The organism is Archaeoglobus veneficus SNP6 (assembly GCF_000194625.1).
Classification (GTDB): Archaea; Halobacteriota; Archaeoglobi; order Archaeoglobales; family Archaeoglobaceae; genus Archaeoglobus_C; species Archaeoglobus_C veneficus.
On record NC_015320.1, the window covers coordinates 949,140 to 972,140 of the forward strand.

General features: G+C 48.7%; 21 protein-coding genes and 1 tRNA gene. 9 read left to right on the forward strand and 13 right to left on the reverse strand.

Features of this window, described 5'->3' with window-relative positions:
* The first annotated feature begins 44 nt into the window (after positions 1-44).
* The 3 genes from glyA (at position 45) to ARCVE_RS05480 (ending at position 4,049) form a co-directional block, all read left to right on the forward strand.
* Positions 45-1,349 carry a serine hydroxymethyltransferase gene (glyA, locus tag ARCVE_RS05470; RefSeq protein ID WP_013683772.1) on the forward strand — a complete coding sequence of 435 codons (1,305 nt, stop codon included), beginning with the start codon at positions 45-47 and terminating at the stop codon, positions 1,347-1,349.
* Between the two features lie 65 nt (positions 1,350-1,414).
* The gene (locus tag ARCVE_RS05475; RefSeq protein WP_013683773.1) at positions 1,415-2,275 is read left to right on the forward strand and encodes a coiled-coil protein; all 861 of its coding nucleotides are present in this window, start codon (positions 1,415-1,417) and stop codon (positions 2,273-2,275) included.
* 523 nt (positions 2,276-2,798) lie between these two features.
* Positions 2,799-4,049 carry an McrB family protein gene (locus ARCVE_RS05480; protein WP_156786023.1) on the forward strand — a complete coding sequence of 417 codons (1,251 nt, stop codon included), beginning with the start codon at positions 2,799-2,801 and terminating at the stop codon, positions 4,047-4,049.
* A gap of 176 nt (positions 4,050-4,225) precedes the next feature.
* Here the strand turns inward: ARCVE_RS05480 and ARCVE_RS05485 are convergent, their stop codons facing one another.
* From ARCVE_RS05485 to ARCVE_RS05500, 5 genes are all read right to left on the reverse strand, one after another.
* Positions 4,226-4,888 (reverse strand): hypothetical protein, encoded by a 663-nt coding sequence (locus tag ARCVE_RS05485; protein ID WP_013683775.1) that lies wholly within the window; start codon positions 4,886-4,888, stop codon positions 4,226-4,228.
* Between the two features lie 318 nt (positions 4,889-5,206).
* Positions 5,207-5,377: a hypothetical protein gene (locus ARCVE_RS11320; RefSeq protein ID WP_013683776.1), complete on the reverse strand. Its 171-nt coding sequence runs from the start codon at positions 5,375-5,377 to the stop codon at positions 5,207-5,209.
* 167 nt (positions 5,378-5,544) lie between these two features.
* A complete protein-coding gene (locus tag ARCVE_RS05490) occupies positions 5,545-7,602 on the reverse strand; it encodes a heavy metal translocating P-type ATPase (RefSeq protein ID WP_083809356.1) in 2,058 nt (685 codons plus the stop codon).
* A gap of 73 nt (positions 7,603-7,675) precedes the next feature.
* On the reverse strand, positions 7,676-7,987 hold the full coding sequence (locus tag ARCVE_RS10795) for an SHOCT domain-containing protein (protein WP_013683778.1): 312 nt from the start codon (positions 7,985-7,987) through the stop codon (positions 7,676-7,678).
* 126 nt (positions 7,988-8,113) lie between these two features.
* The gene (locus tag ARCVE_RS05500; protein WP_013683779.1) at positions 8,114-9,298 is read right to left on the reverse strand and encodes a formate--phosphoribosylaminoimidazolecarboxamide ligase family protein; all 1,185 of its coding nucleotides are present in this window, start codon (positions 9,296-9,298) and stop codon (positions 8,114-8,116) included.
* A gap of 55 nt (positions 9,299-9,353) precedes the next feature.
* Here ARCVE_RS05500 and ARCVE_RS05505 point away from each other — a divergent pair, with 55 nt between their 5' ends.
* Positions 9,354-9,935, forward strand: coding sequence for a tRNA(Phe) 7-((3-amino-3-carboxypropyl)-4-demethylwyosine(37)-N(4))-methyltransferase (locus ARCVE_RS05505; RefSeq protein WP_013683780.1), 582 nt, complete (start codon positions 9,354-9,356; stop codon positions 9,933-9,935).
* Here ARCVE_RS05505 and sepS read toward each other — a convergent pair.
* The 3 genes from sepS to ARCVE_RS05520 all read right to left on the reverse strand — a co-directional run bounded on the left by sepS (position 9,916) and on the right by ARCVE_RS05520 (position 11,956).
* Positions 9,916-11,529, reverse strand: a complete 1,614-nt coding sequence (sepS, locus tag ARCVE_RS05510; RefSeq protein WP_013683781.1) for an O-phosphoserine--tRNA ligase — start codon at positions 11,527-11,529, stop codon at positions 9,916-9,918. The genes ARCVE_RS05505 and sepS overlap by 20 nt on opposite strands.
* Before the next feature lie 115 nt (positions 11,530-11,644).
* Positions 11,645-11,718, reverse strand: a tRNA-Gly gene (locus tag ARCVE_RS05515).
* A gap of 46 nt (positions 11,719-11,764) precedes the next feature.
* Entirely contained in the window at positions 11,765-11,956 is a 192-nt protein-coding gene (locus ARCVE_RS05520) for a DUF2116 family Zn-ribbon domain-containing protein (RefSeq protein WP_013683782.1), read from the reverse strand.
* Between the two features lie 87 nt (positions 11,957-12,043).
* Here ARCVE_RS05520 and ARCVE_RS05525 point away from each other — a divergent pair, with 87 nt between their 5' ends.
* The 5 genes from ARCVE_RS05525 to ARCVE_RS05550 all read left to right on the forward strand — a co-directional run bounded on the left by ARCVE_RS05525 (position 12,044) and on the right by ARCVE_RS05550 (position 16,175).
* Positions 12,044-12,508, forward strand: coding sequence for a (Fe-S)-binding protein (locus tag ARCVE_RS05525; RefSeq protein ID WP_013683783.1), 465 nt, complete (start codon positions 12,044-12,046; stop codon positions 12,506-12,508).
* Positions 12,509-12,537: 29 nt separating this feature from the next.
* Positions 12,538-13,704 carry a formylmethanofuran dehydrogenase subunit B gene (locus ARCVE_RS05530; RefSeq protein ID WP_013683784.1) on the forward strand — a complete coding sequence of 389 codons (1,167 nt, stop codon included), beginning with the start codon at positions 12,538-12,540 and terminating at the stop codon, positions 13,702-13,704.
* Positions 13,704-14,042: a tungsten formylmethanofuran dehydrogenase subunit D gene (locus ARCVE_RS05535; protein WP_013683785.1), complete on the forward strand. Its 339-nt coding sequence runs from the start codon at positions 13,704-13,706 to the stop codon at positions 14,040-14,042. Before ARCVE_RS05530 ends, ARCVE_RS05535 begins: the two co-directional genes overlap by 1 nt.
* Before the next feature lie 112 nt (positions 14,043-14,154).
* Positions 14,155-14,847: a CO dehydrogenase/acetyl-CoA synthase complex subunit epsilon gene (gene cdhB, locus ARCVE_RS05540; protein ID WP_013683786.1), complete on the forward strand. Its 693-nt coding sequence runs from the start codon at positions 14,155-14,157 to the stop codon at positions 14,845-14,847.
* A 50-nt stretch (positions 14,848-14,897) separates the two neighbouring features.
* Complete coding sequence (locus ARCVE_RS05550) at positions 14,898-16,175, forward strand: formylmethanofuran dehydrogenase subunit B (RefSeq protein WP_048085697.1); 1,278 nt, start codon at positions 14,898-14,900, stop codon at positions 16,173-16,175.
* On the opposite strand, the gene ARCVE_RS05555 is transcribed toward ARCVE_RS05550, so the two are convergent.
* Genes ARCVE_RS05555 through ARCVE_RS05575 form a run of 5 tightly spaced genes read right to left on the reverse strand, consistent with a single transcriptional unit; the run spans position 16,159 to position 22,918 of the window.
* Positions 16,159-16,917: a formylmethanofuran dehydrogenase subunit C gene (locus ARCVE_RS05555; RefSeq protein WP_013683788.1), complete on the reverse strand. Its 759-nt coding sequence runs from the start codon at positions 16,915-16,917 to the stop codon at positions 16,159-16,161. The genes ARCVE_RS05550 and ARCVE_RS05555 overlap by 17 nt on opposite strands.
* 17 nt (positions 16,918-16,934) lie before the next feature.
* Positions 16,935-18,596 (reverse strand): formylmethanofuran dehydrogenase subunit A, encoded by a 1,662-nt coding sequence (locus tag ARCVE_RS05560; RefSeq protein ID WP_013683789.1) that lies wholly within the window; start codon positions 18,594-18,596, stop codon positions 16,935-16,937.
* Positions 18,562-20,943: a CoB-CoM heterodisulfide reductase HdrA2 gene (gene hdrA2 / locus ARCVE_RS05565; protein WP_013683790.1), complete on the reverse strand. Its 2,382-nt coding sequence runs from the start codon at positions 20,941-20,943 to the stop codon at positions 18,562-18,564. Before hdrA2 ends, ARCVE_RS05560 begins: the two co-directional genes overlap by 35 nt.
* On the reverse strand, positions 20,940-22,157 hold the full coding sequence (locus tag ARCVE_RS05570) for a Coenzyme F420 hydrogenase/dehydrogenase, beta subunit C-terminal domain (RefSeq protein WP_013683791.1): 1,218 nt from the start codon (positions 22,155-22,157) through the stop codon (positions 20,940-20,942). The genes hdrA2 and ARCVE_RS05570 overlap by 4 nt, the downstream gene beginning before the upstream one ends.
* Positions 22,154-22,918, reverse strand: coding sequence for a 4Fe-4S binding protein (locus ARCVE_RS05575; protein ID WP_013683792.1), 765 nt, complete (start codon positions 22,916-22,918; stop codon positions 22,154-22,156). Before ARCVE_RS05575 ends, ARCVE_RS05570 begins: the two co-directional genes overlap by 4 nt.
* Positions 22,919-23,001 lie beyond the last annotated feature (83 nt).

Genomic DNA, 23,001 nt, shown 5'->3' on the forward strand with positions numbered 1-23,001 from the left:
TCTGAATGCCAAAAGCTTAAATAACAGGGGACAGAGCGAAGGGCATGCTTGAACACTCCGAGTACTACTCGAAGCTCGTTGAAACCCTCAGGCAGCACCACGAGTTTTACAGACAGTCGATTCCCCTTATAGCCAGCGAGAACTTAGCCAGTCTGGCTGTAAGAAGCATGTATCTTACAGACTTCGGCCACCGCTATGCAGAGGGCAGAGTGGGCAAGCGCTTCTATCAGGGGTGTCAGTACATAGATGTCGTCGAAGACATGGCAATTCAGCTCACGAAGGAAATATTCAACGCTGAACACGCGAATGTTCAGCCTATCTCTGGAGTTACTGCGAATATTGCAGCATTTTTCGCTCTCACCTCTCCTGGAGACAAACTCATGGCTTTATCTGTTCCGTGTGGTGGGCACATCTCCCACGACAGGTTTTCGGCTGCCGGTATAAGGGGGCTCGAAGTTCTTCACTATCCTTTCGACATGGATAATCTGAACGTCGACGTTGATGAAACGAGGAAGGTTGCGGAGAAGGAGAAACCGAAGGTTTTCGTTCTGGGTTCGAGCTTGATTCTATTCCCCCACCCCGTGAAGGAGATTGCGGAAATCGCAGCAGAAATCGGTGCAAGGGTAGTTTACGACGGAAGCCACGTTCTCGGGCTTATAGCTGGAAAGCAGTTCCAGGATCCGGTTAAGGAGGGGGCAGACGTCATTACGGCCTCAACACATAAAACCTTCTTCGGCCCACAGCGCGCCATAATTCTCTGCAAGGCCGAGCTGGCGAAGAAGATTGACAACGCTGTATTCCCCGGCGTTGTGAGCAACCACCACCTCCACAGCCTTGCCGGCTACGTTATCGCATGCCTCGAAATGCTGGAGTTTGGTGAAGCTTATGCGAGGCAGATAGTCAGGAATGCAAAGAGGCTTGCGGAGAGAATGCACGAACTCGGTTTCAACGTCGTTGGTGAACATTTGGGCTTTACGGAGTCTCATCAGGTTGCCGTTGACGTTACCGAGTTTGGTGGCGGTGACCCAGTTGCCAAGCTCTTCGAACGCATAAACATAATCCTGAACAAAAACCTCCTGCCCTGGGATGACCTAACAAAGACCAAGAATCCCTCGGGGATAAGAATCGGCGTTCAGGAGATAACGAGACTCGGAATGAAGGAAGGCGAGATGGAGAAACTCGCAGAGATAATGTGGGATGCCGTTAACGGAAAGAAGAGCGAAGATAAGTTGAGGCAGGAAGTAATCGAACTCAAGAAGGAATTTAACACGATTAAGTATGCTTTTGAGGAGACCGAAGCGTACACATTCTTCGAAAACTTTTTAAGCGCCCCTCAGAGAAAGATTTAAATCTCAGTTCATTAACGCTGAGCAAAGCTCCAGTGTTACAAAAAAGGCAAAGCTGTTGTGAGAGCATGATGCTGGAAAAGTTGGTTGAGAGGAAAGAACAACTGGAAAAGGAATTGCAGGAGTACATTGCCAGGAGGGATGAACTCAACAAGGCCGCGAGAGAGTATGCAGACAAGAGAGACCAGCTCAATAAAGAAGTCAAGGAGCTTCTCGTGAAGGCAAAAGAGCTTAAAGAAAAGAGGGACGAGCTTAACGAGAAGGCTAAGGAGATAAAGAGTCAGAGAAACAAAATCCACAAGGAGATAGATAAGCTCTACAAGGAGCTCGACAAGCTGAGGAAGGACATCGACAGGGGTGGGAGACCTCTCGGCGACATCGAGAAGGAAATCCGACGCCTTGAGTTCAAGCAGCAGACGGCTGTTCTGACGATAGAGAAGGAAAGGGCCCTTGTTGAGCGAATAGCCAAGCTGAGGAGAGAGCTGGAGGAGAGGAAGGAACAGCTCGAAAAGCACGAGGAGTTCAAGAAGCTGATTGGCAAGATCAGGGAACTAAAGGAAGAGGCAAGAAAGCTCCACCAGCAGATGCTTGAGTATGTCGAGAAGGCCGACGTTTTCCACGCAGAGATGCTGAACATATTCAGCCAGGTTGACGAGAAGAGGAAGCTCGCCGACGAGATGCACATGAAGTTCGTCGAGAGTAAGAAAGAGGCTGACAGGTGCCACAGTGAGGTTGTAAAGATAAGGAAGGATATCAGAGACCTTGACAAGGTTATAAAGGCTCTGAAGGCCAAGCAGGCAAAGAGCAAGGAAGAGAGGGAGAAGGAAGAACTCATCAGGAGAGCAAAGGAAGTCTACGAGATGTTCAAGCGTGGCGAGAAGCTCGAAACAGAGGATATTTTGCTGCTCCAGAGAGCAGGACTTATCTAACTTTTCTTTTAAATTTGCTGATTGTTACTGGTTCACTGTTGTCGGTTCGATTTCAGGCCTTCTGTTGTGGATCTTTATTTTTCTGCGTGGAACTTACTCCGTTGAAAACTTGAAAAATCCGCTTGAAGATTGGGAGATTTTCGGGTTTAATCATTAATGCACTTCTCTTGTCCTTCCTATTGAGTTACATGATGCTGGAAACGTCGGTCAGGCTCTGCAAAAGTATTAAATTAAACTTTTGAAACCTATTAATTGGTATACAAGAGTTCAAAATTATTATTTCTGGTAGAGGAGGTCCCATCACCTACCTGTACACTGCAGGGACGCTGGTGGACGAGTATAGCTGGTGACATTATCAAAAATTGTCTGCCAAGGTGCAAGATTATGGGAACTCAGATTTTTTTACTAATAGATAGATACATAGCCCATCTTGGTAAGTTATATTTGCAAATGGTTTCATGCCCGCCATACTAAGCTACAATATATTAAGAAAGTTTTTAAAAGAATAAACCATAAATTAGGTATGGCAATGACTCAAGAACTCTTAAAAAGATATTTCTCGTCAAGAGGGTACTATTTCCCCGAACAGACAATTTCATCCTTTTACACTGCACTCAAGACAAAGGGATTTGTGATTCTCACCGGTCTGAGCGGAACCGGAAAGACTAAGCTCGCCCTTGAGTTCGCGGAGCTGCTGAGAACTCCTCTAAAAAACTACATATTTCTCTCCGTCAGACCTGACTGGAGAGACGGGGTACTCCTGATAGGATACCCGCTGGATGAGAAATACGAAGTCACTGCATTGCTGGAGTTTATACTGAGTGCAAAGGAAGACTATGAGCGGAATAGGGATGAAGCAGCACCCTTCTTCATAATACTCGACGAGATGAGCCTGGCTCGCGTTGAGTACTATTTCGCAGACTTCTTGAGCGTTTTAGAGAGTGGAAGAGACGAGACAGGGTACACAAAGGAGGGAATAAAGCTCCACAGCAAGAGTAATCTCGATGTACCTGAAGAGATAATGCTACCTCCAAATATCTACATCATCGGCACCGTAAACGTAGACGAGACGATGTACATGTTCAGCCCAAAGGTGCTGGACAGGGCATTCACGATAGAGCTCAGCGACGTTGACTTCGCATCTTACCTAGATCTGGGCTACGAGAGCATGAATGAAGATGATGTCAGTTTCTTGGCGGGGAGGGTGAGGGAAGACCTTTCAAGGGGCGGGATGTTTGTAGCCATTACCAAGGACGGCGAGCTGATAAAGAGGGCCCTGGGCTACCTTCGCGAAAGCGGGTATATCGACTTCATCGAAAGGCTTAACGAGGTTTTGAAGGCCCACGACCTGCACTTTGGCTACCGCGTTCTGGACGAGATCTCACTGTTCTTCAGGAACGCGAAGGAGAGTCAGGATAAGGGGATAATAAGTTTTGAGAGCGACGACGAGATCGTAGACCTGGCGATTCTGATGAAAGTACTGCCAAAATTCCACGGACCAAGAAGAAAACTGGAGAGGCCCCTGTTACATGTGGTCAACCTATCGCTTGAGAAGAGTATCGACGTTACGGCCAGAGAAACGGAAAGCATCAGGAGAGAGCTGCTGAGCAAAATAATTGGCCAGGACGTCGGAAGGGTGGGTGGATACACCCTGGAGGAAGTGCTCTCCAACTGGAAGGAATACGAGCAGAAGTTCAGGTTCCCGCACACTGCCAAAAAGTGCCTGAGGATGCTGAGGCAGCTGTACGAAGTCGGGTTCGCGAGTTTTTCTTAAATCAATTCATCTAATGTGGACGGGAAGACTCCGTCCGACATGGCGGGGTGATTCACTCTTCATCTCATCTGCGAGAATGGAGACAACATCGCCGAGCTGGAACTCTGTATCCACGAGAAAATCAAAACTCAACTAACCTTCCATCTTCTCCAATCTTAAACCTTGCAAATCCAGGTCTAAATATTCATAATTATGCTTTGGTCTACCCCAATCATGTAGCTCTCCTCAAAACCGAGAAACTCTCCCTCGCTCCTTTCCACCCTCAGAACTACATCGTAAAGCCTCTCCATAACCTTCTCCACTTGCCCATCGTAGAGCTTTTTAGAGCATTTATTGATCAATGTTACGTCTTCAGAGATCTGGTCGAGAAGCTTGAGCATGTCAATCATCGCCTTCCTCCCGTACAGGGTTGGTATTATAGAAAAGCCATGGAAGAGCAGCACGTCATCCTCACCAAGTCCTTTAACAACATCAGATAGGTTCCTGTGCCAGTTTAGATCGGGATTTATGAGTTCGTAAAGCTCACCGAACGAGGTTCTGTCTTTTGACCCAATTTTTATAATCTTGGCTCTGTCGAGCAACTTTGCTATATCTGGAGATGATTTTAAAATGGACTCGTACGTTTTCTCAAGCCTCCTGTACATCGTGTCTGAGTACACGGCAATGAAAATGTTCTTGGATGAGAAGTGCGGAAGTATGTGGTAAAATAGCAGACTCCTGGCTGCATAGGGGGTGTTGTAGACTATCAGTGTTCTCAAGTGTTCGAGCCTGGGAAGGAGGCTGTCAAGGTCGAAATTTTCGTTTTCACCCCTCTCGAAGTAGTTATTTGATATTTCCATGGCTATATACTCCTCTAAAATTTAATAAAATTTTTGGAATTGATCATTATGACTTTGCAAAGCCAAAATCATCTAATTTGTCTAATTTTTGGTGTTTCAAAAATCCTTATTAAAAAAAGTTGAGGTGGTCCACATACTCCCGGGACATCTGAGTGTTATTTCATTTTGACCTATTTTTAAAAACCAGCGGCACATTCAGAAAGTGCCACGAAAGTGTTTCGTTTCAAAACTCAGAAATTTGTGGAGGGGATTTATATGTCCCCACAAGACTTAACAGGTTCAAAAAGATGTCTTTTGAGATGAGCGTCCTTCAGACTTTCACCGGTTAAAACAACCCTTTAGATTTGGTCTTACAACTTTTTCAGGAATACTCTCAAGTTCGCTGAACATCCTACTTCGATACCTATTGTTTTTCCTGTTCTCCTTCCATGTGCGAAGGTCAGGCAGCGGCTTGTTGTCGAAGAAGAACGGCAGGATAGTTCTACCCATAAGGTTAAGTTTGACTTAAAATTATAAATTTTTCTTTTTGCTTCTACATAGGCGACCGAATTGCTACTTCCACCTCTCAACCACCTCAAATACACCTCCCGCGACTTTGATGACCTTGCCCGCTGCGACCTCGGGGATCCCTGATGGGGGCCGTAGCCACTAATACCTCAACTTACCGATAGGAATTTTGCATTAATTGCCACTATCACTGTGCTGAGAGACATGAGAATTGCTCCTACTGCCGGAGTTAGAATTACTCCAGCGGAGTAGAGAATTCCTGCTGCGAGGGGTATGGCAATTGCGTTGTATCCTGTTGCCCATAACAGGTTCTGGAACATCTTCCTGTAAGTTGCCTTTGAGAGGGTGATTATGTCCACAACATCCCTCGGATCGTTTCTGACCAGTATTATGTCAGCCGTTTCAATGGCAACATCGGTTCCAGCCCCTATCGCTATACCCACATCAGCCTGGGCCAGAGCGGGGGCATCGTTCACACCATCGCCAACCATGGCAACGGTAAGGCCCTGATCCTGAACTTTTTTGATCATCTCAGCCTTCTCGTGGGGTAACACTTCAGCAAAGAAGTCATCAAGTTCCAGTTCTTTAGCAACCCAGTTTGCAACGAATCTGTTGTCTCCGGTTAGCATCATACACTTTATTCCCATTGATCTGAGTTTTTTAACAGCCTCTCTCGATTCAGGCCTGATTCTATCTGCCAGAGCTATAGCGCCCAGTACAGCATCATTTTCCATAACGAAAACAACCGTTTTGCCCTCGCCTGCAATTCTCTCTATTCGTTCGTCTTCGATGCTGATTCTATTCTCCTTCAGGTATCCTGGACTTACTATTCTGAACGTTCTGCCGTTAACAACTCCCTCCACACCTTTGCCCGGTATCGCCCTGAACTCTTCGACGTCTTTGATCTCTATGCCTCTCTCCTTTGCACTTTCCACAATACCTTTTGCTATGGGGTGCTCGGATCTAATTTCCAGCGATGCAGCAATACCAAGAATTTCATCCTCGTTCACATCTGAAAAGGTGATGACGTCGGTTACACCAAATCTACCCTCGGTAAGTGTTCCTGTTTTATCAAAAACAACAGCTTGAAGATCTTTTGCCCTCTCAAAGGCACTTCTATCTCTTATGAGTAGCCCACTTCTGGCTGCGAGGGATGTTGATACTGCCACAACAAGCGGGACTGCAAGTCCCAAAGCATGAGGACAGGCAATAACCATGACGGTTACAGCCCTCTCAATGGCAAACGCAAGATCGGCATAATTCAGCCATACAAGAAGAGTAATCAGCCCTGCACTGAGAGCAACAATGGTAAGAACGAATGCTGCCCTATTCGCAAGATCCTGAGTTTTGGATCTGCTTTCCTGGGCCTGTCTAACAAGTTCTATAACCTGCGAAAGGTAGCTGTCCTTCCCAACCTTCCTGACCTCAACCACTATAGAGCCCTCGCCATTTATCGAACCGCCTATGACCTCATCTCCCGGCTTCTTCTCCACAGGCTTTGACTCTCCTGTCAGCATAGCCTCGTTTACTGTTGTTATTCCTTCAACCACAACCCCATCTACCGGGATCTTCTCCCCTGGCTTCACGATAACTCTGTCCCCAGGCTTGAGTTCATTAATTGGAACATCTACTATTTCGCCATCTTTCATGAGGTGGGCATGTGAAGGCATCAGCTTGACCATTTCTTCCAGGGCCCTTGAAGCCCCAAGAACAGACTTCATCTCCACCCAGTGTCCCAGAAGCATGATGTCAATAAGCGTTGCAAGTTCCCAGAAGAACACCTTACCTTTCAAGCCAAAAACCACAGCCGAGCTGTAAAAGTAGGCAACGCTTATGGCAACCGCAACGAGGGTCATCATTCCCGGATTTTTCTTCCTAAGTTCGTCAACGAGCCCCTTTAAGAATGGATAGCCTCCGTAGAAATACACCAGAGATGAGAGAACGAAGAGAATGACGAAATCACCAGCAAACGATATTCTGAATCCGAAAATAGACTGGATTAAGGGTGATAGAAGGAGTATGGGTATGGTAAGAATAGAGGATATTATGAACCTCTTCTTGAAGTCTTCTGCCATGTGTGCGTGATGATCGTGTGCTTCATGCCCTGCATGCCCCTTACCCATGTCGTGCTTCATGCCTTCGTGAGCGTGATCTTCCTCCATTTTCCTCATTTCGTGCTCATGTTCGTGTTGCATCTTGTGATCCATCCCATGTTCGTGATCGTGTCCGTGGGTCTCGTGTTTGTGATTTCCATGTGCATGCTCCTTTTTGTCGTGCACTCTACTCACCTCCTTCAAGCTCCTTCTTCATCCTGAGGTACTCTTCTCTGTTTATCTCTCCCCTTGCATATCGCTCATCCAGGATCTCCAGTGCTCTTTTTCCCGTTGCAGGCCTCTCCTCCCTCATGACGAGGTAGAGTATCAGAAAGAGAAAACCAACCATAGGGAGTATTACCAGTATAAACCACAGGAGTCCATTCATTCCCCGTTTTTCTGCATCCTGATAAACCAAGTAACCAATGGCAAGAAAAATCAGCCACCAGAAAAACATTCCAAACCCATAAAATCCTGTCATGGGCATAAACCCGTCCATATATTATGTTTTGAATTGAGGATTTATTTAAATCTTTAGGATTATAATGATGAGGTAGTTCCCTTTACCCCGGCCCTTACAGTCGCCTAAACCAGTAGTCCACCGAAACCCATAAAAATTAAAAAATCACGTAACAATCTCCGAAAGCCTGCCGTCCTCTATCGCCTTCTTTATCTCCATCATGCTCAAGTCCAGCGGGTCTTCGATTTTAACGCCGTGCTTTAAGCTGAGGTTTCTCATCTCCGGAGAAGTTGGGCCTATAGCCGGGTCGCCGGGCACACGCATTGAGACATCGAAAACGACGAACTCGAGCTTCGTTTCGTCCTCTGGTGAGTACGCCACGGCTCCCTGCAGTCCGAACAACCCGATTATTCCTGGCGGGTATTCAGCTTCGCACGCTCTAATGAAATTCTCTGCAGTTTCGTAAACCATCTGCTGCTTGCTTTCCCTCATCGTGATACCAAAGTGTCCGATTTCCTCATTCTTGACTGGAACATTTATCTTTAGCTGGTCTTTCGCCGGAAGGTTGAGGAAACCCTGCAGATTCACCTGCCTTCTGTCGCTGAAGCCAACAAAGTCGAAGTCTCCGAAAGCATCCTTGAGAGCATAGCTGTGGAAGTTGGCGTTGAAGCGCGCGCCAAGAACGTACTCCTCGATCCTCGCATTCTTTAACCCTTCCTCGTTGATAACTCCCGCCTTCAATAGCTCCTCTGCCTGTCGGTAGTAGTCCTCAGGCGAGACAGCGTAGAAGAACGCCCTTTCAAGCGGATTCTTTGCCTGCTGAACTTTAACAACTACAAGACGGTCTATCTCCTCAGGGGAGGAGAACTCCTTCGGAATCCTAACTCCCGCCTTTTTGAGCAGGTAGTACTGTCCCTTCTCGTAGTTTCTCTCCTCAGCCCTCAGCAGAAAGCGGTTGCCGTATATGGGCACCTCAAACTCGTTCTCTATTCCGTCGTAGCCCACGTAGACCGCGAAGCTCCTGTTGGGAATGAAGACCGTATTGAGTTCTCTTAGCCTTTCCTGCACTTCTTCATTGAGCATGTCCTTAAAGCGGTCGAGAACTATGACCTCGTCGTAAAGCCAGCGATTGTACTTGGTGTACAGCTTTTCCCTACCCTTCTGGACTACTATAACCGTCCTGAAACCCCACGCTTTGGCGGACATGCCAACTTCTTTTCCGGAATGTGAGCCAAAGATGCCAATCGTTACATCTTTATAGTCCTCCGCAATTTTCGCGGCCTTCTTCGAGATATCGTGCATTGCCATCCCCGGTCCCGCTTGTTTTTGCGGGTAAATAACAGTTACCATCTGCCCACCTGTCTGGCCACAACGTATAAACACATTTCAATAAGACTCTACACAAGTGCGCTCCTGGGAGCTGTACAGGCAGGAGAAACTCAGGAGGCTCGAGAATGCAGTAGAGAGGAGCGAAGTTGACGAGGATATTACAGCGCTCCTCACCACAATAAATGAAATTTCTGAATACGTGACCCTATCGAGCTGCTCGGGCAGAATAGCAGTCATGGACATGCCGGAGTTTGGCAACAAACTTGAGGCAGTATTCCTCGGTAAGTGGCACCGCTGCGTTACAGTCGAGGAAGTGTCTAAAGCAGTTGAAAAGGGCAGGCTCACTACTTGGTTCATGGTTCATCCGCCAATAATTCACATTGCCTGCAGAAACCTGCGTTCGGCAGGCAGGCTGATGGAAGCTGCGAACAGAGCCGGCTTCAGGCGGTGTGGGCTTATATCACTCAGGAACAACGTCGTGGAGATAGCGTCTCTCGAAAGAATGGAGGTTCCCGTTGCTGTCAGGGGTAGAAAACTCGTTGACAGCTCCTCGCTTGAAATCATGGTCGAGATAGCAAACAGAAAGCTTGAAAGAGCGAAGGAGAAATTGAAAAGACTCGAAGAGGAAATCAAAAGACTCAATCGATTTCAGCCCTGACGGTTATGAACATCGGGCCACGCACGTCTATTTTTCCGCCCTTGGAGGCTATGTATCTCCTGACGTTGTCCTGCATCGAGAGGTTCACGTCGGAAAGCCCCTCCACCACTCTGACCCTCGTCTCTACCTCTGCGTTTCCTCTCGCCGCTCCCTCCTCGATCTGCCTGGCAGCGAGACAGGCAAAGCTGTCTATGTAGCGCATGCCGGTCGAGATACCTTTCTCGAAGTATTCTGACCATTTTTCTGTTCTTGGCACTCCGTAAACGCTGCCCTGGTAAACTACAACCTCGTTTGCGTAAGCCGGCCCGCAGAGCTTTGTGCTCGGTTCTCTTTCAACAACGTAAACTTTCACGCTTCTGCCGTAAAGCTCTCCCTGCCAGGCAAGAAACTCACACGGACTTTGCTCGTTTGCGTACTTTTCTGCAGTTTCTGCGATTGCATTCGCCATTCTCAATCCTGCGGTGGTATTTGGCACCTCAGCAACCTTTATCGCCCTTGCTATGTCCATGTCACTAAGCTCAATTCTGCCGTAAAGCCACGGATAAACGAGCTCTCTTACGTCTGAGTAGTCGTAGAGAATCATTGCAAGCCTCTCAACACCCAGACCGAGGTTCATAACGGGGTATTCGATGTCGTACTGGGAGAGAGCAGTAGGAGAGTATATGCCGAAGGTTGCAATCTCTATCCAGCCGTCTTTGTACTTCGTGTTTCCTCCAACGAGCTTCGGATGGAAGGCAAAAACCTCTGTCTGTGTTCCCGGGATGTAGTACTTGCTCCTCTTCTCGTCAGGCTTAAAGCGGAACTTCTCGAAGCCGAACTGCCTGAGCAAAGCTTCTGCTACAGCCTTCCCCTCATCAACGCTTACATCCTCGTCAACGACGACACAACTTGCTGAGAAGTAGGTGTAGAGTCTCGTCGCATCCTCTCCCTGCTCTTTCCTGAAGCAGCGGTCAATGCTGAAAAGTTTGATTGGTAGAGGCAGCTTATCTGCAACCTTGCTGAGGGTTATGAACCACCCGGTTGTCATATGGCTCCTGAGCGTTAAGCTGCTCGCCTCCGGTTTCAGTTCCTTGAACTCGGGAAACACCTCGTCGAGTATCCTGACAGCCGTTATATCGTCAATCTTTAAGGCTTTTGCGACTTCAAAGCTTAAATCGTCGCCGTCTATCTTCCCCTTCTTGTACGCGTGGAATATCTGCTGGAGGCTGCCTACTTCTTCGCTGCCAACACTCCTGCCGATTATTTCGCCAATTTTCGCTATCTTCTCTGCTGACATTCCAACGTTTGGCTTTGGAAGAGATGCAAGGTAAAAACAGCGATCGAGAACAGCAAGCGCTTCCTTACCGAACTGTCTCCTCACGTGGGAATCCTCAACGATGAGCGGGTTTACAACTTCCCTGAAGCCGAGTGAGAGATAGGCTTTCCTCAAATCGTTAATTGTTTTGAAGAGAGGGTGCTCTTCTCCGTAAGCATACCCATAGCGTGGATAAACGGCATTTGGGTTCTTTGGCGAGAGAACTTCAACACTCCTTTTCCACGCGTCCTCAAAGTCTTCTTCGACGAGTTCCCTGTATCTGCGTGCGTCGAATTTCATTGGTAGCCATGGAAGCAGAGGGGTTATTTACGTTTTTTCCTGCAGTCAGGTGCATCAACGGAATGAAGTATCTCTTTGCTCGATACCTCCGGTGAAACGTCCGAAAATTAGTAAGTGCGCCGGCCGGGATTTGAACCCGGGGCAGGGGCGTGGCAGGCCCCTGTGTTAGCCAGGCTACACCACCGGCGCTTGGCGCTTAAGCTCATGGGGACTGGTTGATTAATAATTCTTTCGCTCAGTGGGTCGGCATGAACATCAGCATGAACAGAATGCCAAAGAGGATCAGGAACATGATTATCGTGAAGTTTCTCTGCTTTTTTCTCTCCTTCTCCATCTCTGCTCTGCAGTCATCACTGCAGAACGTCTTATCAGGCTCTATAGCCTTACCGCATACGATACAGTGGCGGTGAGGAATTATGCCGGGCATGATAGCGGAAAGGTAAGCATTCTTTATAAGCTTTTGTGCTGGAGCTTCGGCGAAAAAATTAAATTATTTTTCATGACAGCACCTCCAATGCCAAACCCCATGGAGATATACAAACTCCTGCCAAAAACCAACTGCAAGCAGTGTGGGGAGCAGACCTGCATGAGCTTCGCCTTCAAGCTCCTCACGAAGGAAAGAAAACTCGAGGAATGTAGACCCCTCTATGAGGCCAAGTATGAAGCGAGCAGAAAAAAGCTCGAGGAGATGCTCGCTGTTGTTGAAAAGGCAACTGAGACGGGTTTAATAGTTGATGAGACAAAGTGTGTTGGTTGCGCGAACTGTGTGGTTTCCTGCCCTGTCCACGTTGAAAAGGACCCCTATGGGGCGGCGATGGGGAAGGGTATCACGATAGACGAGCCAATTCTCAGGATAGAAGATGGAGTTGTTAAGGTGTTTAACCTGTCGCTCTGCAGGAGATACGGGAAACACCGTACCCTCTGCATCATTTGCAGGGAGAACTGCCCCAGCGAGGCTATAAGCTTCCTGGAGGATTGACAATGGTTTTGGATTGACGGTGGTCTGACATGGTAGTATGTACTGGCTGTTCCTGTCTGTGCGATGATATAGTCCTGCAAGATGGAAAAATTCTTCACACCTGCAGAAAGGGCGTCAAGCTCTTCAGAGCTGAAAGAAATACACCATTGATTGACTCGAAGCCATCAGACATTGAGGAAGCGCTGAAGGCTGCAGGAGAAATTGTAAGCAATTCGGACAATTTGGTAATTTACGGCCTCGACACGATTCCCTGCGAGGCGCAGGAAAAAGCCATAGAACTCGCAAAGGAAAAGGGAGCTGCCATCGATGACTGTTCATCCTTCTGTCTCGGCGATCTGGTTGAACTCGTTCTCAAGGGCGAGTTGCCAACTGCTACACTCGACGAAGTCAGGGATAACGCATACGTGATTGTTTACTGGGGGGCGAATCCCCATCAGAGTCTACCAAGGCACATGTCTCGCTTTACGTACTATCCGAGGAGCGGAAAGAGGCAGAGGGGCTATGAAGAAGACCGCTACCTCGTTGTGGTTGATGTGAGGCTTAGCGAAACCGCAAAGCTTGCAAGAAAGGGCGGGAAATTCATTATGGGCAGCGATGCTGACGTTATCGACTCGTTCCTCAAAGCCCTCGATGGAAAGGCTGGCAAACACCCAGAAGTTGCGGCTATCATAAAGGAGATGCAGAGGGCAGATTTCAACGTAATTTTTGGCGGGCTTGGGCTAAAGTATGGGCTTGGCGGTGATTACAGCAGGTTTATCGAGATGGTGGAGAGACTTAACGAGTTTACGAGAGTGGCTTTCATTCCCGCTGGCTTTCATGCAAACATGCGCGGTTTCAACGAGCTAATGTTCCGCAAAACCGGAGTCGTTAACGCCTATGATTTCTCGAGTAACGAAAGAGTGGCGTTCAGCGAAGCGATAATGAAGGCCGACGCAGCACTGATAATCGGCAGCGATCCTGTGAAATCTCTCCCGTGGCACGTAGCAAAGCGGCTTGCAGAAATTGATACGATTCTTGTTGACCCATCGCCATCTCTTACGTCGAGAGTGGCGAAGGTCATCATTCCGACTGCGATTTCTGGTATAGATCAGGGAGGAACGATGGTAAGGAGCGATGGTGTTGCTGTAGAACTCCAGCCCTTTAAAGAGGGCCTGGAGGATGTTAGTGTTATATCTTCTTTAATGGAGGGCGTCTGATGCTCGAATTCAGCAAGTTTCTGCGGGTTGAGGCAAGTATCGTGGTTGCAAGGGATGTGCTTAATGAAGGAGAGGCTGTGGCTCTTGTCAGTAAAGAGTTTGCAGAGAAGATAGGGCTTAAAGACGGACAGGTGGTAAAGATTACGAAAGGTGACCGTTACGTCTGTCTCAAGGCAGTCATCTCGCAGTTTGCCGAAGGCGTCGATGTAGTCATCCCAAACGGCCTCTACGCGAGCCAGCTTGCAGATTTTCAGTCTTTCAAGCGCTTTAACGCCTCTGTCGAGCTTTCAGACGAAGCTGATACTGTGAACAGAATCCTCGAAAGAAGTTTGCGGTAATTTTATGTGTGCTCGATTTATGGTATAAATTTATTAAATTGAAAGTCGTTAGTTTTAAAAAATAATACCACAAGGAAAAGATTTAAGAACTGTCACGAATGTTCATGACGAAGTGAGGAGGTACATCTTCCTGCCGAGGGGCTACAAGCAGTCGGAACTGCAATGTGAGAAGGCGGCATGTGTCACCCCAAAGGAGGCGGCGGATATCATCAGCTACTCCAGACCAGTTCTTATAACCGGTGGAATGCTGCTTGAAAACAGCAGACTTGTGGAGTACGCCGTAAAGCTGAGCGAGCACATGCCCGTTATTGCAACGGGGGCGTCGAGCAAAGTTCTCGTCAGTAGAGGCGTTAAACCGCTGTCGTGTGTCTTCACAATGCACCACATAGCACAGTTCATCCTCGATGGAGGGTGGGATGTTACAAAGAGATTTGACACGGCGGTATTCCTCGGATTCAGACCGTACTACCTCTCCCGCGTACTCTCAACGCTAAAACACTTCTCCGGAATGACAACTATCAGCCTCGACGAACTGTACCAGCCCAACGCCCACTACAGCCTGACGACACTTGCCATAGTCATCGATGAGGATCGATGTTCTGGCTGTGGCGATTGTGTTGCCGCATGTAAAACGATGTCGAGAGGGGCCGCTCTCAGCGTTGTGCTCGGTAAACTCGTCGTCAGGCCAGAACTCTGCATTGCATGCGGTATGTGTGCTGAATTCTGCAGCAGAGATGCTATAGGGCTTGAGAGAGGAGAGCGGCTGTACTACAGAATGCTCGACGAAATTATCAGGTTATTATAGGAGGTGGTGGTTTGGGAAAAGAATTAACTGCGTCGTTCGGATTTGATAGCATGAGAGTTGAAGCCTTCGTCTGCCCCTTCTGCGGGGCACTCTGCGATGACATCATCGTTGAAACTGGTAACAATGGCGATGTAAAAATTGAGAATGCGTGTGTTCTTGGCACTCGCAAAATAATGGCCAGAACACGCGGAAGGATAACGAAGCCGATGATTGGCGGAAAAGAAGTTTCAATAGATGAGGCAATTGAGAGAGCTGCCGAAATCCTCGTGAATGCAAAGAAACCTCTTCTCTACGGCTTCTCGTCAACAAGCTGTGAAGCTCACAGCGCTGGCATAGAGCTTGCGGAGCTTGTTGGCGGAGTCGTTGATTGCACATCCTCTGTCTGTCACGGCCCGACGATTTTAGCGATTCATGAGGTTGGCGTTCCGAGCGTTACACTTGGCGAGGTGAAAAACAGAGCAGATCTTATCATTTACTGGGGCTGCAATCCAATGCATGCACACCCGAGGCACATGTCCCGCTACTCCACGTTCCAGAAGGGGCGCTTCAGGAAGGGGAGAATCAGCAGGAAGGTTGTGGCTGTTGACGTCAGGCCGACGGAAAGCACGAAGCTTGCAGACGAGTTCATTCAGGTTGAGCCCAACCGCGATTTTGAAATTTTCAACGCGATGCGAGCGATACTGAACTCTGGAGATTGCAGAGGGGACGTAATCGGAGGTGTTCCGAAGGAGAAACTGAAGAAGCTTGTTGAAGAAATGAAGTCGTGTCAGTTTGGAGTAATTTTCTTCGGAATGGGGCTGACACACACGTATGGCAACTACCGAAACGTCAGAGAAGCAATACTCCTCGTTAGAGACCTGAACATGTATACCAAGTTTGCAATAATCCCAATGAGGGGACACTACAACGTCACCGGCTTCAACGAAGTGTGCACGTGGCAGACTGGCTATCCGTACGCAGTGGATTTTACGAGGGATTATCCGTGGTATAACCCCGGCGAGACCGATGCGAACTCCCTCCTGATTGCCGAGGACGTCGATGCGATGCTCGTGATAGCTGCTGATCCTGCAGCCCACTTTCCGAAGCAGGCCGTGGAATATATGAAGCGGATACCACTGGTGGTAATAGACCCGTTCGAAAGCCTGACGTCGAAGCTCGCCGATGTGGTAATTCCCGCTGCCATAGCAGGTGTGGAGGTCGAAGGTTCAGCGTACAGAATGGACGGCGTACCGCTCAGACTTAAAAAGGTGTTTGAACCTCCAGAAGGTGTGCTCAGCGATGAGGAGATTTTGAAGAGGATAATAAGCAAAGTTAAAGAATTTTTATAAATATTTTCCCATTGCTCTTTTTCTCCGCCTTATCTCCTGTAAACACCGCGTATTTCACGCCGTTTATTTCCTCTTCGCCCTCGTAGATAAATCCAGGAGGCAGGACTTCGTCGATATCCTTTGCTTCATCGAGAAATATCTGCCCGTTTATCATTCCTGCACCGACCCTTCTCCCTGTTTTTGCCCTTATTACTCCTCCTGTCATGCCTGCCCCGAGGAATGCTCCTGCCTCTCTGCCAACAATCAACTCTCCACCGCACATGTTCGCTCCCGCCTCATCACCGCATCGCCCTTCAATAATCAGTCTTCCCCCTGCCATTCCTGTGCTACCTCTGTAAGCAGCGCCAGCGTAGTCTCCACAATCGCCTTTCACTACCACTTCCCCACCAATCATGCCTATGGCTGCAAATCGTCCAGCATTGCCCTCGATGACTATTCTGCCACCCCGCATAAACGCTCCAACGTACATGCCTGCATTGCCCTTCACGATGATTTCTCCCTCTCTCATGCCGAAACCTATGCGTTTCACTCTTGTCAAATCTCCCTCGAAAACGAGCGTACCGTTTACTTTTCCCTCGATGTCGAAAAATTCTCCTGCATCGACGAGCAGCTTTCCGTACTGGATCTTAACGTTCTCGATTTCTCTCGCATTCATGCCGGAGAGCTTTTCCGGGAGAAGCGCATCAACCTCGATGCACAGATCCGGCTTATCTTTCAGCCTGAGCACGCACACGTTTTGCATGTTCTACCTCCTTCGGGCTATGCACACACGCATTCGGCCCTTCTTAATTCGTCACTTTCGACGATAAAGTTCTGCATCGACACACTGTAGTTTTCGGCGAAATACCTTCTTAACTCTCTCTCAATCCACTTCTCGTAGTCTGTCTTCACCCAGTATGTTCTGCCGTACGTCGAATTCACAACCTCGCCATCTCTAACAACGATTTCTCCATCCTTTATTGTCAGGTACGATGATGAAAATGCCTTTTCTATGATTCTGTAGTCTGACGAATTCACTTCAAGCGGATTGATGTCGTAAACAGCGATGTCCGCCACCGCCCCCACACCGAGGTGTCCCCTGTCAAGCATACCTGTGGCTTTCGCCTGATTGCTCCTCGTTACCATGGCTATCTCGTAGAAATCGTATTCCCTGTCTATGGCTCCGAGCATGGTTCTGCTCTCGACAGCTCTGTTAACTTTTGCCATCTCCTTTTCCCTGTACTTTCTGCTCATGAGCATGGCTATAACTTTCGGATACGCCGTAAAGGGTGCGCCATTTGGATGGTCTGTTGTTAGCATGACTTTCTCCGTATCCACCAGTAGAGCAAGTTCGAGGCCTATGGCCCACTGCACGGCGTTAACCGCAGAACGAGGACTGTAGGTTACTGGCGTGACACCGGGAGCAGTTTCAGCTTCGACATCCTTGTTCATCCACTTTCTGCCTGTGAGCAACTGCAAATGAAATTCCATTGGTCCGTCTGCAGTCATCGTGGTTGTATCGCCGAACATGATGTTGCCTGTGTCAATGGTAACGCTGTGCCTGTCAACGTACTTTGCAATTTCATCGCTCCTCGACTCGAAATCCCTCCACGAGTCCCCACCATAGCTGTGGAACTGCACGTGTGTCAGGTGTAAAAGCTGCCTATCGCCGGCCTCCATCCTGCCAGCAATTTTGATTGTTTGAAGGGTTGTTTCGTAATTTCCAGGCATACCGAGGTTGTTACAGTGGAGATGGACTGAATGAGGCAGATTCAGATCCTCACAGACTCTCATAATACAGCATATTATCTCCCTCGGCGTAACCTCGAAGAGAGGAACTGGATCATCCAGACAGGCTATCTCCCTCCTCCATCCCCACGCTTCAGTCCCGCCCGGGTTTACGAGCTTGATTGCGTACCCCTTCGTTGCCTCAAGCAGCCATGCGACGTAGTTTTTCAGCATCTCGATGTCTCCCTCTGCTATGCAGTCCATGACGAACCAGTTACCATCTAAAAGAGGAAACGCAGCTTTGTCGAGGATTGGCAGCTCGTTAAGTTCGTGATGCGTGTGTCTTGCAAACAGTGGCGGCATCGCAGGTGTTATGACAGTTGTGTATCCCATTCTGGCGTACTCGTAGCCCGTCAGGAAGATGCTTGGAACGGAGTATCCGCTCCCACTCCTCAACCCGTTGTTTTTTGGAAATACCTTCCTCAGGCTATCCTCTGGCCTGAGCATCCTTCCCGCATTCTCCTTCCCTCCAGCCACATGCGAATGGATGTCGAAGCCACCGGGCATAACGAGTTTGTTGCTGACGTCGATTACCTTTGCTCCAAACCAGATTCTGTCAACTATTCTTCCATCTTTAATGTATATGTCCATTTTTTCTCCGTTTATTCCATTGATGGGGTCATAAACTATTCCGTTCTTTAAGACTAACTTCATTCTCCACCTCCTGGCTCATTCGGACGAGATTTCTGATTTCATCGTCGATGTCGGGCAGAGACTTCAGCTTCTCAACAAAATCGGTCACAACTTTCGCGAACTTCTCACCCTCGCTGGCAGAAATCCAGGTTAGGAGCAGCCTCTCCTTCCTGACACCGAACTGCTCCATCAGCGCCTGCAGCTTTTCCATCCTGCGCTTGGCCTTGTAATTTCCGGTCATGTAGTGGCAGTCGCCAAGGTGGCAGCCTGCAACGATTACACCATCTGCCCCACTCAGAAACGCCTTGATGACGAAGACGGGATCGACCCTTGCAGAACACATGACCCTGATAGCCTTCACATTTACGGGATACTTTAGCCTCGCAAGTCCTGCCGCATCCGCTCCAGCATAACTGCACCAGTTGCACAGGAATGCGAGAACTCTCGGCTTCTCATCATCGAAATCGAAGGCTTCGCTAACTTGGGCAAGTATCTGCACATCGGTGAAACAACCTATCTGCATAGCATTCGTGGGGCATGCAGCAGCACAGGCTCCGCAGCCGGTGCAGTTGGGCTTCACGTACGCCTTGCCCCATGCCATATCTATTGCATTAAAGTCGCACACCTCCTTACAGAGATTGCACCCGAAGCAAAGCTCTGGAATAACGTAGGCAGTGATGGGATCGATTTCGAGCTTTCTCTTCGCCATAAGGGCTGCAGCTCTGCTCGCAGCAGCACTTGCCTGCGCGACAGTCGATGGAATGTCCTTGGGCGAATGGGCACAGCCAGCAATGAATATGCCTGATATCGGAGCTTCGACTGGTCTGAGCTTGGCGTGAGCTTCCATAAGAAATCCGTCTTTATCTGCTGGAATTGCAAGCATCTGCCTTAGTTTATCATTTTCGGCTGGAATAATGGCTGGAGCGAGCACTACCATATCAAACTCGTATTCCAATGGTTTCCCGAGAAGCGTGTCTTCTGCAACTACCCTTAGCTTCCCATCCTCCTCATAAATCCTTGCTGGTCTCCCCCTCACGAAGTTAACCCCAGAATCCCTCGCTTTCCAGTAGAACTCTTCGTATCCCTTGCCAACGGCTCTTATATCCATGTAGAACACGTAAACTTCAGTTTCAGGGTTCTTCTCCTTGATCTGCATTGTGTGCTTCAGCGTGTACATGCAGCAAATTCCGGAACAGTATTTCTTCGCCCTCTCGCTTCTGCTGCCAACGCACTGGATGAATGCGATTCTTTTTGGCTCCTTCCCATCGGATAACCTTATAATCTTACCACCCGTAGGCCCGGCGGCGTTTACGAGCCTTTCGAACTCGAGGGAAGTAATCACATCTTTAAACCTTCCATAGCCGTATTCAGACAGCTTCTTCACGTCATAAAGCTCGTATCCCGTGGCGACTATTATTGTTCCAACATCAATCTCCACGATTTTGTCCTGCTGGAAGAAGTCGATGGCGCTTGCAGAACAAACATCGCTGCACATCCCGCAGCCGAGGCAATGCTCGGCATCGATCGTGTATTGCAACGGCACGGCCTGCGGAAATGGAATGTATATGGCTTTCCGGTTCGCGAGCCCCATCTCAAACTCGTTTGGAACTTCGACGGGGCATAGCGTTGCACATACACCACAGCCCGTACATGCATCGGTGACGAACCTTGCCTTCTTTCTTATTTTGACCTTGAAGTTTCCGACGTATCCGCTTACCTCCTCAACTTCGGAGTAAGTAAACACGTGAATGCGCTCGTGTCTCCACGCCTCAACCATCTTCGGGCCGAGGATGCAGATTGAGCAATCCATTGTCGGGAAGGTTTTGTCGAGCATTGCCATGTGACCGCCTATGCTTGGTTGTTTTTCAACAAGGTAAACTTCGAAACCCTGCTCAGCAAGATCAAGAGATGCCTGAATACCTGCAACACCTCCACCTATCACGAGAACCTTCGGCGTTATCTCTATCTGTATCTTCTCGAGGGGCTTGAGGTGTTTTGCCTTTGCAACAGCCATCCTCACAAGGGCCTTTGCCTTCTGCGTAGCTTCTCCTGCTGTGTGTACCCACGAGCACTGCTCTCTGATGTTTGCAACCTCGAGCATGTACGGGTTGATACCCGCCTCCTCTATCGTCTTCCTGAAGAGCTGTTCGTGCATTCTCGGACTGCAGGCAGCGATAACAACTGCATCGAGGTTGTACTCTTTTATTGCGTTTGCAACCTCCTGCTGGCCAGAACTTGAGCAGAGATACCTGTCATCCTTCGCAATGACGACATTATCGAGGCTCGAAGCGTAGCTGACAACCTCGTCAATATCAACGACGCCGGCTATGTTTCTCCCACAGTGGCAGACGAAAACTCCGATCCTCATGCCTTGCCCCTCTTCCTCTTTGCCATACTCACAACCTTCTCAACATCGCACCTCCCCATCTGGATGTATCCCTTCGAAATCGCTCCGCTGACGATTTTCTCGCCGATTTCAGTCCTCACGATTATAGTTCTCCAGCCCTTCGGAGAACCGGTGTTTCCGAAGGAAACGTCAGCATGTTCAGCTGTCAGATCTTCGCACTCCCTGCAGGCAACTGCATCTTTTTCCGGATGGTTACCCCGGGGACAGAACACACCGAAAATGAGCTTTATCTCGTCACATCCGAGCTTCTGCATCTTTCTCGCAGCGGTGACATGGCAGGGAACGCCAACGACTGCTATCTTCCTGAAGCCCCTCTTCACGGCATCTTTTAGCAGGGCAAGGGTTGGCGCAACAGCGAACTTTATTCCTGCTGCTTTCGTAAGCTCGTGTGGTTTTGTCGCGATGAAAGGCTTCTTTCCGACGACTATTGCACAGTCGATTAATTCAGCTTCCATAGCGTAAATCAGTAAAGACGTTGCCGCTCCACTTCCTGCAGCAACGGCGTCTATTCTGGTACTCTTTGCCGAAAGAATCTGCCTGTAAGGCCCGATGTCTCCTTCACTTTCTAAGGTAAAGAAATCTGTCTTGGGGCACTTCAGCAGGCATGAGGCGCAGTTCTTGCATTCGTCAACAAGGTGAGGATAACCGTCCATTTCCAGTGCATCTTCTGGACAGGACGCGATGCATGCTCCGCACAGCGAGCAGAGCTTTTTGTCTATTACCAGGTCTTTTAGCAGGGGAAAGATACTTCCTGCTTTCTCGAACCTCTTAATGAGCTCAGGGATGTCCACGTTAAAGCCGTCTGCCTCGAAGACACGCCTGAGAAGGCCTGTAGAGAACCACTCCGAGAAGTAGTCAGGGTACGATGACCCGACTCTTGTGACTTTCTTCGTCTTCTCTGCCTTCCCCGGACTACCTCCGGTATTGACTTCTACTTCGTTCCCGCTGGCGGAAAGGGATACATACTTCTCGAAGCTCTTGAAGCCAGGGAGTTTAAGCTCCAGTGCGTTAAAGGGACATGCAGAGATGCACACTCCGCACCCCTCGCATCTGATGTCTGGCTTTAGCCTGCCCCCCACTATCCTGAGAACGCCCGACGGAACGTTAAGGGGGCATGCAACCGCACAATTGCCGCAGCCCGTGCATCTTTCCTCGTAATATATGAGCTCAATCAAGAGTTTTCACCTCGAACGAGCTTTTTAAAAGCTATTTCGTGCTGGAGACTCCAGGCAGTCCTTCTAACGGCTTCAATTCTCACGTCTGTCCTGACAACCTCTATGGCATTTGTCGGACAGGCATTGCTGCACGCCCCACAGTAAATGCACCTGTCTTCGTCAATTTCCACCGATTTGCTTGGGTCCTGGAGGGATATTGCCATAGAAGGACATATCTCGCAGCAGACTCCACAACCCTGACAGGCATCATCGTTAACGATTACACTGCCCGAAAACGGCTTTTCGACGTATATTGCCTCCTCCGGGCAAGCTTTGCTGCAAGCACCACAGTAAATGCACAGTTCGTCGTCCCTCATCCTTCCGCCGAGCATTATTGCATTTCTCGGGCACGAATCTTTACAGACAGTACACTGCGGTGGACATTTGTTCAGATCAGCGAGAAATATTGCTCGATACTTGGGGCTGTACAGTCTGGTGGGTTTATCACCAGCATACACGTTTATGGCGTTAAGAAGACAGACCTCGCTGCATATCCCGCAGAGAATGCATGTTTCAGCATCTATTACCACGGGTGGATACCCGAGCTTTACCGATGCGGGTGGGTTGAGTTTTATTGCATTTTTCGGGCAGGCAGTGCTGCACAACTCGCAGCCAACACATCTCTGGACATTGTAAACGAGAACTCTCTTGCCCACACCTTCCCTAATTATTTTATACAGACCGCCATCAAAGGATGCGTGGACCCTTAAATTCATCATCATCAAGCATGTGGAATCGTGTCCAGTATTTAATTTTTGCCACGACGTATGTCGAATTTTGGATTTTAGTAACAAAAATTGCTACA

Coding starts and splice junctions, on each gene's coding strand:
- ARCVE_RS05550 (WP_048085697.1), top strand. CDS start 14,898: ATGAGAGTTGAAGCCTTCGTCTGCCCCTTCTGCGGGGCACTCTGCGAT.
- ARCVE_RS05480 (WP_156786023.1), top strand. CDS start 2,799: ATGGCAATGACTCAAGAACTCTTAAAAAGATATTTCTCGTCAAGAGGG.
- ARCVE_RS05520 (WP_013683782.1), bottom strand. CDS start 11,956: ATGCCCGGCATAATTCCTCACCGCCACTGTATCGTATGCGGTAAGGCT.
- hdrA2 (WP_013683790.1), bottom strand. CDS start 20,943: ATGAGGATCGGAGTTTTCGTCTGCCACTGTGGGAGAAACATAGCCGGC.
- ARCVE_RS11320 (WP_013683776.1), bottom strand. CDS start 5,377: ATGGGTAGAACTATCCTGCCGTTCTTCTTCGACAACAAGCCGCTGCCT.
- ARCVE_RS05530 (WP_013683784.1), top strand. CDS start 12,538: ATGGTAGTATGTACTGGCTGTTCCTGTCTGTGCGATGATATAGTCCTG.
- ARCVE_RS05560 (WP_013683789.1), bottom strand. CDS start 18,596: ATGAAGTTAGTCTTAAAGAACGGAATAGTTTATGACCCCATCAATGGA.
- glyA (WP_013683772.1), top strand. CDS start 45: ATGCTTGAACACTCCGAGTACTACTCGAAGCTCGTTGAAACCCTCAGG.
- ARCVE_RS05485 (WP_013683775.1), bottom strand. CDS start 4,888: ATGGAAATATCAAATAACTACTTCGAGAGGGGTGAAAACGAAAATTTC.
- ARCVE_RS05500 (WP_013683779.1), bottom strand. CDS start 9,298: ATGGTAACTGTTATTTACCCGCAAAAACAAGCGGGACCGGGGATGGCA.
- sepS (WP_013683781.1), bottom strand. CDS start 11,529: ATGAAATTCGACGCACGCAGATACAGGGAACTCGTCGAAGAAGACTTT.
- ARCVE_RS05555 (WP_013683788.1), bottom strand. CDS start 16,917: ATGCAAAACGTGTGCGTGCTCAGGCTGAAAGATAAGCCGGATCTGTGC.
- ARCVE_RS05475 (WP_013683773.1), top strand. CDS start 1,415: ATGATGCTGGAAAAGTTGGTTGAGAGGAAAGAACAACTGGAAAAGGAA.
- ARCVE_RS05525 (WP_013683783.1), top strand. CDS start 12,044: ATGCCAAACCCCATGGAGATATACAAACTCCTGCCAAAAACCAACTGC.
- ARCVE_RS05575 (WP_013683792.1), bottom strand. CDS start 22,918: ATGATGATGAATTTAAGGGTCCACGCATCCTTTGATGGCGGTCTGTAT.
- ARCVE_RS10795 (WP_013683778.1), bottom strand. CDS start 7,987: ATGGACGGGTTTATGCCCATGACAGGATTTTATGGGTTTGGAATGTTT.
- ARCVE_RS05535 (WP_013683785.1), top strand. CDS start 13,704: ATGCTCGAATTCAGCAAGTTTCTGCGGGTTGAGGCAAGTATCGTGGTT.
- ARCVE_RS05490 (WP_083809356.1), bottom strand. CDS start 7,602: ATGGATCACAAGATGCAACACGAACATGAGCACGAAATGAGGAAAATG.